The sequence below is a fragment of the Gemmatimonadaceae bacterium genome, from assembly GCA_019752115.1.
Lineage (GTDB): Bacteria > Gemmatimonadota > Gemmatimonadetes > Gemmatimonadales > Gemmatimonadaceae > Gemmatimonas.
In genome coordinates this window covers 18,972-31,021 of sequence record JAIEMN010000031.1, presented here as the reverse complement: position 1 = coordinate 31,021, position 12,050 = coordinate 18,972, and the positions used below count along the sequence as shown (strand labels likewise).

At 68.7% G+C, this 12,050-nt stretch carries 10 protein-coding genes; all 10 read right to left on the bottom strand.

All coding sequences use genetic code 11. From position 1 onward, the window contains the following. Window positions 1-61: 61 nt before the first annotated feature. On the bottom strand, window positions 62-781 hold the full coding sequence (gene bshB1, locus K2R93_15420; protein ID MBY0491231.1) for a bacillithiol biosynthesis deacetylase BshB1: 720 nt from the start codon (window positions 779-781) through the stop codon (window positions 62-64). A 203-nt stretch (window positions 782-984) separates the two neighbouring features. Further along, window positions 985-2,457 (bottom strand): protoporphyrinogen oxidase, encoded by a 1,473-nt coding sequence (gene hemG / locus K2R93_15415; protein ID MBY0491230.1) that lies wholly within the window; start codon window positions 2,455-2,457, stop codon window positions 985-987. A gap of 3 nt (window positions 2,458-2,460) precedes the next feature. Next, complete coding sequence (gene hemF, locus K2R93_15410; protein ID MBY0491229.1) at window positions 2,461-3,444, bottom strand: oxygen-dependent coproporphyrinogen oxidase; 984 nt, start codon at window positions 3,442-3,444, stop codon at window positions 2,461-2,463. Next, a complete protein-coding gene (gene hemE, locus K2R93_15405) occupies window positions 3,441-4,523 on the bottom strand; it encodes a uroporphyrinogen decarboxylase (GenBank protein MBY0491228.1) in 1,083 nt (360 codons plus the stop codon). The genes hemF and hemE overlap by 4 nt, the downstream gene beginning before the upstream one ends. A 63-nt stretch (window positions 4,524-4,586) precedes the next feature. Further along, entirely contained in the window at window positions 4,587-6,029 is a 1,443-nt protein-coding gene (hemA, locus tag K2R93_15400; protein MBY0491227.1) for a glutamyl-tRNA reductase, read from the bottom strand. A gap of 24 nt (window positions 6,030-6,053) precedes the next feature. Continuing rightward, the gene (locus K2R93_15395; GenBank protein MBY0491226.1) at window positions 6,054-7,265 is read right to left on the bottom strand and encodes a geranylgeranyl diphosphate reductase; all 1,212 of its coding nucleotides are present in this window, start codon (window positions 7,263-7,265) and stop codon (window positions 6,054-6,056) included. Beyond that, window positions 7,262-8,653, bottom strand: a complete 1,392-nt coding sequence (locus tag K2R93_15390; protein MBY0491225.1) for a BCD family MFS transporter — start codon at window positions 8,651-8,653, stop codon at window positions 7,262-7,264. The genes K2R93_15395 and K2R93_15390 overlap by 4 nt, the downstream gene beginning before the upstream one ends. Next, on the bottom strand, window positions 8,650-9,582 hold the full coding sequence (chlG, locus tag K2R93_15385; protein ID MBY0491224.1) for a chlorophyll synthase ChlG: 933 nt from the start codon (window positions 9,580-9,582) through the stop codon (window positions 8,650-8,652). The genes K2R93_15390 and chlG overlap by 4 nt, the downstream gene beginning before the upstream one ends. Before the next feature lie 74 nt (window positions 9,583-9,656). Then, the gene (ppsR, locus tag K2R93_15380; protein ID MBY0491223.1) at window positions 9,657-11,087 is read right to left on the bottom strand and encodes a transcriptional regulator PpsR; all 1,431 of its coding nucleotides are present in this window, start codon (window positions 11,085-11,087) and stop codon (window positions 9,657-9,659) included. Continuing rightward, complete coding sequence (locus K2R93_15375; protein MBY0491222.1) at window positions 11,053-11,808, bottom strand: cobalamin B12-binding domain-containing protein; 756 nt, start codon at window positions 11,806-11,808, stop codon at window positions 11,053-11,055. Before K2R93_15375 ends, ppsR begins: the two co-directional genes overlap by 35 nt. Window positions 11,809-12,050 lie beyond the last annotated feature (242 nt).

Sequence of the window (12,050 nt, the reverse complement as noted above, 5' to 3'; positions counted from 1 at the left end):
TCCAGCTTCCGCAGTCCAGCTTCCGCCGCACAGGCTTCCGCTGTATCCGCAGTCCACCTGCCTAAAACGTCGACACCCCCAACCCCGTCACCTCCTCCACCGCCATCGTTTCCTCCGTATAAAACGGCTCGCCGTACTGCACGCGGATGAGCGATCCATACCGCGCCGCCTGATGGCGGACGATGTCGTAGAGGGGTTCGCCGTTCGGGTAGACTTCGCCGGCCTGGATCGCGCCGTCGAACTGCGATCCGTAGCACTGCACCGCGGCCAGCTTCCGTTCGAACTGCGCGGTGATGTCCACCACGAAGGTGGGCTTCACGGCGTCCTCGCGGTACGTCAGCACGTGCAGCAGCTTGAACGGGCGGAAGGCGGGATGCTCCCCCGGCGCGTACTTGGCGAGCCCGGCGAGGAAGCAGGCGTCGCGCACGAGCTCGGTGGTGCGTCGATGATCGGGGTGCCGACCGTTGAGTGCTGGCGCGATCACCACGCGCGGGCGGAGCGCGCGAATGCGCTGCACGAGTCTGGCGCGCGTGTCGTCATCATTGCGAATCCCCGCGTCGGGGAGCCCGAGGTTCTCGCGCACCACGAGGCCCATCAGTCGCGAGGCATTGGCCGCCTCGGATTCGCGCAGCGCGGCCGAGCCGCGCGTGCCCATCTCGCCCTGCGTCAGATCCAGAATCCCCACCCGCTTGCCGGCGTCAACCGCCTTGATGAGCGTGCCACCGCAGGTGAGCTCGGCGTCGTCGCGGTGGGGAGCGACGGCTAGAAGATCGAGAGTCATGACGGAAGGTGGCGCGCGTATTGGGACGGCGGAAGCCTGTACGGCGGAAGCTGGACGACGGAAGCTAGACGGCGGAAGCTGAACACCGGGACGTAAACGGAAAATGGCGGCGCATAGCGCCGCCATCCGATGAGGTTTCGTAGTCCAGCTTCCGCGGTCCAGCTTCCGCCGTACAGGCTTCCGCCGTCTCCTCAACGGTCCCGTCAGCCCGCCCTCGTCAAATACGCCGCCACCCGCTCCGCCACCTGCATCCCGCTCGCCACGCAGTCGCCCACGGACACGCCGTTGCGGTAGTTCCCCGCCAGATACAACCCGGGGTTCTGCCGTTCGGTCGAATCGGCGGCGTCCTTCACGGCCTGGTAGCCGACCGTGTACTGCGGGATCGCGCGCGGCCAGTACACGTGCTTCGCAAACACCGGCTCGCCGCGCACGCCGAGCAGCTGGCGCAGGTCGAGCAGCACGCGCTCGAGCAGCAGGTCGGTGTCTTCACGCGCGCGCTCCGGCATGCGGGCCCCGCCCACGAAGCAGGTGAGGGCGACGTAGCCATCCGGCGCGCGGCTCGGGAAGAGCGACGAGTTGAAGAGCACGCCGAGAATGTTGCGGCGCTCCACGGCGGGGATGAGCACACCAAAGCCATCGAGCGGGTGTGCGACATCGGCTCGGCGGAAGCCGAGCGTCACCGTGCTCACCGGCGGGTACTCCACGCGCTCGATCGCCGCCGAGAACTTGCGCAGCGCGGCCGGCAGTTCCATCGCGGCGAGAATGTGCGCCGGCGTCGCCATGACCACCGCGTCCACGCGGCGGGTCTGCTCGGCGCCATCGGCGCCGGCATCCACCACCCACCGCGACTCTTCGCGGTGCACCAGGCTCACCGGGCAGCCCAGGCGCACCGTGCTGCCGAGCGACGCTTCCAGCGTGTCGGTGAGCGTCTGCATGCCATCGATGAACGAAATCAGGCGCGCACGCGGCGGCGGCGAGGCGCTCACCGGGCCGTCGTGGACGGCCGGCGCAACATCTTCCACCACCGGCTGCTTGCGCTGCGCCATCAGCCCCTTGGACAGCGACCCGTACTGGCGCTCGAGCTCGAGCACGCGCGGAAACGCGTGCGCCATGCTCAGCGTCTCCGGATCACCGGCAAAGATGCCGGAGATGAACGGATCGACCGTGTAGTCGAGGACTTCGTGACCCATGCGGCGGCGCACGAAGCTCGCGACCGATTCATCGCCGACATCGCGGCGCGCCTTCACCAGCGGCTCGAGCAGAATGCGCAGCTTCGCCTTGACGCTGAGCAACCGCGTGGAGAGCATCGCCGGCGGCGTCATCGGGAAGGGGAGCAGCGCGCCATCGCGCACGAGATAACGACGGTTCGCCCCCGGATTCGCTTCCACGACGTCATCCTGCAGGCGGAGCTGCTGCAGCAGCGCATCCACCGGCGCTGACGTCACGAACGAGTTCGGCCCGTGCTCGGCGAGAAAGCCATCGGCGTGCGACGTCCGGATCGAGCCACCCGAAATGGGGCTGGCTTCGTAGAGCGTGACATTCACACCACGGCGGCGCAGCTCGTAAGCCGCGACCAGCCCGGTGATGCCCGCACCCACGACGGCAACCGAGCGATGATCGCCGGCATCCGAAGGCGAAGGGGTGGCATTGCCGATCATGTCAGCGATCGCACGCATGGTTCACACTCCAGCAGCGTCCGTGGCCCACTCGCGAGGCTTGAGCATCTCGAGGAGGCGCGCCTCGAAGGAATCCGGCGAATAACGCGGGGCGTACTGCCACATCGCGAGCGGTGGAAGGCTCATCAGCACGCTTTCCACCCGGGCGTTGGTCTGGAGGCCGAAGATCGTGCCACGGTCGTGCACGAGATTGAACTCCACATAACGCCCGCGGCGCACGAGCTGGAACTCGCGCTCCGCCTCGCTGAACGGCTCATCGCGACGCCGATCGACGATGGGTTCGTACGCCTGTCGCAGCACGCGTGCCACATCCGTGACGTACGCGCCGAGGGTCTCGAAGTCGAGGCCATGCGACGCATCATCAGCGCGGAGGTGGTCAAAAAAGATCCCACCGACGCCGCGGGCTTCGTGCTCACGGTGCGTGTTGACGAAGTATTCGTCGCACCACTTTTTATGCGTGGGATAGAACGCTGGGTGATGCCGGTCCGCCATCGCCTTGAGCGCCGAGTGGAACTGTCGGGCATCCTCGGCGTGCGGGTAGAACGGCGTGAGGTCGGTGCCGCCGCCGTACCAGCTGTCCCTCAGCTCACCGTGCTCATCCGTGAGCTCGAAGTAGCGCACGTTGAGGTGCACCGTCGGCACCTTCGGGCTGCGCGGATGCACCACCAGGCTCACGCCGGTGGCGAAAAAGTGCGTGGTACCGTTAGCCGCGCCCTGGCCACCCAGGCGCTTCGCCGCCGAGGCCGGCAACTCGCCCATCACCGCCGAGCGATTGATGCCGGCCTTCTCGAACGTCACGCCATCGGTCATCACGCGCGCCACGCCACCCCCACCGCCCGGACGCTCCCACCGATCCTCGGTGAACGTGCCGCCGCGATCGAGCCGGCCGAAGAACGACGTGAGCTCATCGTGCAGCCCCGCGATCCAGCGCGTGGCTTCGGCCCGACGGCTCGTCGGCGCGGCGGTCACACTCGTGCCGCCACTCACGCCGCGCCCACCAGCGACTGCGCCGAGGCGAAGCGCGCGATGCGCTCCTCCGTCCACTGCCATTCCTTCACCGCGTCGATGAAGGCCCGCACGTGATCGGGCTTCATGTCGGGGAGAATGCCGTGGCCGAGATTGGCGACGTGGCCACGCGGCCCGAACGCTTCGATCATCGCGTGCGTGCGGGCGCGGATCTCGTCGGTCGGCGCGTAGAGCGCGCACGGATCGAGATTCCCCTGCAGCGCCACGTTGAACGGATCGAGCATGCGGCGCGCGTCCTGCGGCGCCGTGTGCCAGTCCACGCCGATCGCATCGGCGTGCGTCGCCGCGGCAATCTCGCTGAGCGCCCAGCCACCACCCGGCGCAAACACGATCACCGGCACGCCGGCCTCACGCGCCCGCTGCGCGGCCTTCGCCAGGTAGGGCAGGGCAAAGGTGCGGAACTCCTGCGGACCGAGCGCCCCGGCCCACGACTCGAACAGCTGCACCACCTGCGCACCCGCGGCGACCTGCGCCACGAGGAAGTCACCCACGGCCGTGGCGAGCTTGTCGAGCAGCGCATGCGCCAGCGCCGGCTGCTCGAAGAGCATCTTCTTGGCGACGGCGAACTGCTTCGTGCCTTTGCCCTCCACCATGTACGCGGCCAGCGTCCACGGCGCGCCAGCAAAGCCGATCAGCGGCACGCGGCCGTTGAGCTCGCGCTTGGTCATGCGCACGGCGTCGAGCATGTACTTGAGCTGGTCTTCCGGCTCCACCGGGGCCAGACGCGCCAGATCCTCAGGGCGCCGGATCGGCGACGAGAACTGCGGTCCCACGCCTTCATCGAGCGTGAGATGCATCCCCATCGCTTCGGGAATCACGAGGATGTCGCTGAAGATGATCGCGGCATCGACGCCGACGAGATCGATCGGCTGGAGGGTGACTTCCGTGGCGAGTTCCGGCGTGCGGCACATCGTGAGGAAGTCGGACTTGGCGCGCACGGCCCGGTATTCGGGCAGGTAGCGGCCGGCTTGGCGCATCATCCACACGGGCGGACGGTCCACAGCCTCGCGGCGCAGGGCGCGCAACAACAGGTCGTTCATGTCAAACGGGCGCTAACGGCGGAAGAGGATCGCCGGCGCCCGACTTGGCGCGCGGCGATGACCTCAGGAAACCTGCTCTGGCGTGAAGGCCAGGCTTCTGGAACGTACGTCCGGGACCGCGTTTCGGTCGGCCGGCTTGGGCGCCGCGGCATCGTCCGGTACGGCCGACGAACTCGTCGGCGTTGGCATCGCGCGCTCGGGCGTCGGAATGGCGCGCTCGCCGGTGGTCCGGAGCGACTTGGGCGCCGACCCCGCCGGCGGGGCGAACATCTCGAGCAGCATCATCGCCTGGGCATCGAGATCCTCGCCGCGCTGCAGCGAGCGGCGGAGGGCCGCCATCGGGCCGGCCAGGAGCTTGGCGACGATGCGGCTGGCCGCCTTCTCGGCCACGCTCTCGTCCTTCGCATGGAAGGCCACTTCGCGGCGCGCCACATCCTCGAGCGCCTCGCGCAACGGACGGATGGCATCACGCGCGGGCATCGTGGCGACCCACTCCATGAACGCCTGCGTCTCCTCGTGGCAAATCGCTTCGGCCTGCGGCACCGCCTCGCGACGCATCGTCTCGGCGTCGAGCACGGGCTGGTGCAGCGTGTCGAGGTCGACGAGCGTCACCCCGGCCTGCTCGATGACGGCCGGATCGATGTTGCGCGGCATCGAGAGGTCCATCAGCAGCAGCGCATAGCCCGACGACGCGCACGCCTCGCGCGCACGGGCCAGCGCCGGCGCCGTGATCACCGGCACTTCGCTGCCGGTCGCCACGATCACCACATCGGCCATCGCCGCTTCCACGTGCATCGTATCCCACGCGGCAGCGCGGCCGTGCACCATGCCGGCGAGCTCCTGTGCCTTCGTGGGCGTACGGTTGATGACCACGATGTCGCGCGCGCCCAGCTTGTGCAGCTGCTTCGCCGCGCGCGCGCCGGTCTTGCCGGCCCCGATCACCACGCAGCGCGCGTTCTCGAGATTTCCGAAGCGGAGCGACGCCGTGATGGCGGCTTCCGCGCCCACCGAGTTCCGGCCGGCCGTGAGCGACGTTTCCGTCTGCACACGCTTGCCGGCGCGCAGCGCGGTTTCGAACAGCCGATGGAGCACCGGACCCGCCGCGTCACCGCGCGAGGCCCGCTTGTACGCCGCCTTGAGCTGACCCAGGATCTGCCCGTCGCCGAGGACCTGCGATTCGAGCCCGGACGCGATGCGGATCACATGGCTCGCGGCCTCGTGGCCTTCGCGGCGCGTCGCGGTCTGCAGGAGCTGCTCACCGTCGGCGCGCGTGCGCATCCAGCGGCGGGCCAGCAACTGCACAGCTTGTTCGATATCGTCGCGGTTGTCGCTGTCGACCCACGCATACAGCTCCGTGCGATTGCACGTGGCGATGAGGGCCGATTCGGTGATGACGTCGGTCCGCGCCGTGCGATAGAGCTGCGTGAGCCGCTCCTCGGACAGATGGAAGCGCTCGCGCGTAGCGACGTCAGCGTGACGAAAATCGATGGCGATCGAGATCAGCATCGGGGGAGGGGATCGAAGCTCGGCTCAGGCGGTCGCGAGACCGGCAAGGTGCGCCAGGTTCTTGAAGAAAATCCGTACGTGCGCGGACGGCTTGGCCATGACCAAGCGCTTTTGCATGTACCCGTCGAAAACGAGCTGTTGAACGTCACGGTCGCGACAGATGGCCACAAAGCCCTCCCGCCGACTGTCCGTGTTATACCAGAAGCGCTGCATGATATCCAGCACCAGAAAGACCACGCCGTGGAGGCGCATGAACCGCCGACGGGCCAGCCGGAGCGCCTTGGCGTTACCGGTCAACAGCGCCCGGTCCACGGCCTCGGCGGCCAGACGGCCTCCCGTCATCGCGTAAAAGATGCCTTCTCCGGACGCGGGCGCCACTACCCCGGCCGCATCGCCGGCCAAGACGACATCGCGGCCGTTGTCCCAGCGGGGCAACGGCTTGAGGGGAATCGGGGCGCCTTCGCGGCGAATGGTTTCCAGGGCATCCATTCCCGTATCGGCGCGAAGCTTGGCCACCGCCTCCTTGAGCCCGAAGCCCCGCTGGAACGTCCCGGTCCCGATCGAGGTCGTCGGGCCATGCGGGAACACCCAGGCGTAGAAGTCGGGGGAGAGGGGGGCGGTGTAGTACACGTCCACCCGATCATGCCCGAACGTCTCGCTGTCCACAGTCGGGGATTTCACGATCTCATGGTAGGCAAAGACGTGCTTGGCCCGGTGGGCCCCCTTGATGCACTGGCGAGCCACGGGGGACAGGGCCCCGTCGGCTCCGACCACGTAGCGCGCCTTGACCGTCCGGAGCGCGCCATGCCGGCTGCGTCCTTCGGTGTAGGTCAGGGTGGCGACCCCCTCGGCGTCACGCGAAAACTGCGTGAAGGTCCCGACACGCCGCTCGGCGCCCGCCTGGGCGGCCCGCTCGCGCAGGAACTCGTCGAACACGTCGCGGTCAACCATGCCCACGTAGCCGTTCCCAACGTCCATGTCCGCCTTGGACGCCGTCGGCGAAATCACCCGCGCGGTGTTGATGTGGGCCACCAGCAGCGACTGCGGGATCTTGAAATCGCGGAGCAGCTGCGGCGGCACGGCGCCACCGCACGGCTTGGTGCGACCGGCACGATCAAGCAGCAGCACCTTGCGGCCGGCACAGGCCATCTCGTGCGCCGCCGTGGCGCCGGCGGGGCCACCTCCCACCACCACCACGTCAAAGAGTTCCGTGTCCATCTGACCGATTTCGCTCATGACTGCAGCACCGCGGGGAGCATCTCCCCTTTGCTCTGGAAGACCGAGGTCGCGTGGTCGCGCGAGGCGCTCCGCAGCGCGAGCACCGCCGACGCCGCAAACAGGACTGCCTGCACCGCGAACACCGCGAGATAGCCTCGCAGCGGGGAATCGAGCAGCGCGCGGGCCGCATCCACACCGGCAGCGCCGGAAAGCGTCCCGATCGCGTAGGCCAGCGCCTGCGCGGCGCCGAACACGCCGAGGCGCAGCCCGGCGCGTCCATCCGTCCGGTCGCCGGTGAGGGCCATCATCGACCCGATGGCACCGATGGCGAAGACACCATTCGAGAGACCGAGCAGCATCACGATCGCGCGGAAGATGCGCACATCGTTGATGGCCGGCGCGAACGCGAGCGCCACATAGGTGAGCGCCGAGGCCAGGCACCCGAGCGCGGCCCAGTGACGCAGCTGCCCGCGGCGCGTCGCGATAAGCGCCGCCACGATCATCCCCACCAGCACGCCCCCGTGATGCGCCCCCGACAGCGAGGTGCTCTCGCCCGGCGTCATCCCGAAGGCGATGCCGGCAAACGGTTCGAGAATGAGATCCTGCGCGCTGTACGCGAACATCGCCAGAAACACGAAGCCGGCGAAGAGACGCGCTGCCGGTTCGGCGAGCACGGTGCGCAGCCCCTCGCCGAAGCCGCCCGTGGTTTCGCGCGCGTCGGCAGCCGGTGTGGGCCGCGGGCCGCGTTCGACGCCCAGCGTCGCCACGAGGGAAACGACAAAGCCGACGACGCCCACGCCGCCGGCCACCGCAATCAGGCGATCGAACGAGAAGGGATCGAGCAGCTGTCCCGAAGTCACGCTGGTGATGATGATGCCAACGATCATCAGGATCCACGTGATCGCGGCCGCGCCGGCGCGCTGCGATGTGGAGGACCGTTCGCTCATGAGGGCGAGCAGCGGCGTGCCGGCCGCACTCACACCGGCGCCGAGCAGCACACTCGCCAGCGCCGCGAGGGCGATGCCGAGCGCCGGCTGTGTGCGCATCACCGGCAGCGACGCCGCCACGGCCACGCCGCCCACCGCGCACACCAGCAGCCCGCCGCGAATCCAGGCGGTGCGGGAGCCGATGCGATCACTCGCATGGCCAAGCCGCGGCCGCAGGATCAGCTGCACGCCAAAGTGCAGCGCCACCAGAAACCCCGGCACGCTCGCCGGCAACCCCAGCTCCACCACGATGACGCGATTGATCGTCGTGGTGAGGAGCACCACCACCGCGCCGATCGCCGCCTGAACCAGCCCCAGACGCGTGAGCTGCCACCAGCTGAGGGTCGCCGTCGACGCACGCGCCGCGACCTCGACCGTCGTGGACGCGCGCGCGCGCACGGGAGCCACGGCACTCGTCATCCGCGCGACGCCTCCGTCACGAGGGGCAGCACACGCACCGCGAACGCCGCGATCATCATCCCGCTCACGTAGAACGGCACGCCGAACGCGCTGAGATAGAGCGCGCGCTCGACCGGCTTCTTGAGGAACCACACCATGATGCCGCCCTGCACGCACGCCAGCACGCCAATCGCCAGCGCATGCCACGGGCGCCCCCACGACACGAGGAGGCTGATGACGACCGCCTGCGCGAGGAGCATGACGGCGGACGCGACGCGACCCGCATTGAGCGGGCCGAGGAGCACGGGCAGCGAGTTCACGCCCATGGTGCGGTCGCCCTCGATCGCCTTGAAATCGTTCAGCGTCATGATGCCGTGCGCACCAATGCTGTACAGCACCGCGAGCGTCAGGAGCGGCGCCGGCGGCACGACGTTACCAAGCATGATGCCGGCGCCGGTCACCCACGCGAGCCCTTCATAGGTGAAGCCCACGGCGGCGTTCCCGAGCCAGCCGTTGCGCTTGAAGCGGAATGGCGGTGCGCTGTAGGCCCACGAGAAGGCCAGCGCAATGGCGACGGCGCCCAGACCGAACGTGCCGAGCGGCAGCGCGGCGAGCACGCAGAGCGCGCTCCAGAAGATCGCGATGTAGAGCCCCCAGGTGCCCGGGATGCGCCCCGACGGAATCGGGCGGTTCGGCTCATTGATGGCATCGACGTGCCGGTCGAACCAGTCGTTCACCGCCTGACTCGACGCACACACCAGCGGGCCGGTGAGCCCGATCCCCAGCGCCAGCGTCCAGAGACGCTCGCTGTGCAACGGCACGCCGGCGGAAATGACGCCGCACGTGAACGCCCACATCGGGGGGAACCACGTGACCGGCTTGAGGAGGGTGAGGACCGCCCGCGGATCCGGGCGGGTGGCCGCAGTGCGTGCCTGGTAGCTGACGGTCATGACTGTCTCGTCTGGTTGACAGTACCAAGCCACAGCCACGGGGACGGGTTCCAATTCCGGAGGATCACGTCCACTTACTCCTCTTCCTCTTCCCGCTCGGTCCCGGGCGTGACCAGGCGATGCCGCCGGAGCTTCACGTAGAGGCTCTGGCGGCTCACACCCAGCACCTCGGCGGCCGACGTGCGGTTGTCATTCGTCAGTTCGAGCGCCGCTTCGATGAAGTGCCGCTCGACCAGGTCTACGGTATCGCGCACCAGATCGCGCAGCGACACCCGTCCCACCAGTCCGGTCAGCTCTTCGACGGCGCGCGTGAGGTCGCGGGCGCCTTGCGGGCCACTCGCCAGGCGGCGGCCGATGTCGCGGATGATGAAGCCGATGCACGGCTCCTCGCCTTCGGGCGACCAGACCGCCGAGACCTCCACTTCACTCTGATGCCCGTGCGTGCCGCGCGCTGCGGTGGCCATCAGGCGCACGACGCCGTTGCGCCGCAGCATGCTGGTGAACACCGGGAAGTCGGCGCCGGGGCGGCCGATGTACGTGCTCAGCGCGGTGCCGCGGATCTGTTCTTCGCTCGCCAGTTCGGTGATGTCGAGGAACGCGCGGTTCGCGGTGAGAATGAACCCATCGAGGTCGGTCAGCACGAACGCATCGGGCGAACGCTCGAGCAGGTCCACCAGACGGCTTGAGCCCGACGCGCCCGCGGGCGCCGGTGCATCGGTCGGCGAGAAGCGGACCAAGAGCAGCGTGGAGCTCTCCTGGCGGAAGCAGCTGGCCGACGCGGAGAAGTTGCGCCCGTCCTGCAGCGCCAGCGCGACGTCTCCGGCGCGACCGGCACTGCGCGCCTGCGAGATCAGATCTTCGAGCACGCGCGACGCCGCCGCATCCGTCTGGAACGGGAAGGTGCGGCCAATGAGGCGGTCGGGCGATTCGGCGAAGATCTGCCCGGCGGCGCTGTTGGCGTCGAGCACCTTGAGCGACGTGGCATCGAGCACGAGAATGCCGTCGCTCGCGAGCTGGAAGAGCAGGCGATAGCGCGTCTCGACATGGCGCAGGCGCCAGTAATCGCGCTCCATCGCCTGCTGCGCTTCCACGAGCCGCTGCTGCAGCGCGGACACGTGGCGCATGTCGCGGCCAACGGCCACGAGGCTGCCGTCGCGCCCGAGGCGAAGCGCCGTGTAGGCGACGGGCACATCGGCCGCCTCACCCAGCACGTGGTTCACCTGGCGACGCTTCGAGATCCCCTGAATGGTGGCTTCCTTCACCAGGGTCTCGATCTTCGAGCGGGAGTCGGGGGCGACCGTCTCGGTCCACGGCCGCCCGACCCAGCTCTGGGAGTTGTCGAACTGCGTCTCGCTCCCGCTCAGCGACACATGGCGGATCACGCCGGCGCCGTCCATCACCAATGCCACATCTCCCGCTACGGCAAGCAACGCCGCAGCGGCCTTGGCATCGAGTTCGCCAAAGGCGGAGTTAAGCCCTTCGCTGGGGATCACCGGACTGGCCATGCTCGCCTGCCGAATTCGGCGGCAATCCATCGGGGGCAAAGGCCCGCGCCTCGGGGAGGAGGGCGCGCGCCACATGCGGCGCTTCACGGGCGGACGCCGCAATGGCGTGGGCGCCCACCTGCTCGGCGAGCGACGGGTCTTCAGCAAAGACCGGACCGCCCACCATGATCTGCACGTTCGGGTTCCGTGACGCGCTGCGCAGGCGCCGGATGTCGCGACGGAGGGAGCTCAGGCGAGCTTCGCAGCCCACCGAGAAACCAATGACGTCGTACCACTCGGTCCCGACCATCGCCAGCAGATCGCCATCGGTCCACGGGGCGCCGACCAGCACCCGCCAGCCGTCGCGCAGCAGGAACTCGCCCACCATGATGATGCCCAGCGTGTGCTGCTCGCCCGGGACACAGGTGAGGAGGACGCTGCCCACCGGCTCCGCCTGGCCGGCGTCGGCGAGGAAGACCTGCGAGAGGTCGCGCAGTAGCCGCTGCATGCGCCCGAGCGGGACGGTGACTTCTACGAAGTCGCACTCATCCTCGTCCCACATCTCGCCCAGGCGGCGCGCCGACGGGGCCAGGAGGTCCAGATAGACCGCCTCTATAGATGCGCCCTCGGCGATGACCCGGCGCACGAACTGCACGGCGCGCTGGTCATCGGCGCTGCGCACGGCGCGGACGAACGTCTGCACGTCGTCGTCGGAGAGCGTGCGGGCCACGGCGTTGGCCATGGCAGGAGAAACGGGACCCACCCGGTGGCTGGTCAGCAGCCGGGGGACAATCTCGTTTTGGATGGTGCGCTCAAGGCGCTCCAGTCGATCGCTGGGCCGCGGGGAGGGGGCGGTATCCATGCCTACAGGGCTGTGGCCCGTGCCGGTTGATGCGAGTTCACTGGCCGTACGAGGGCCAGACGGCACAAAACCGCCGCCGAACTTCGCCGAAACAGGTACGTGACGCAAAGGCGAGGTGAACC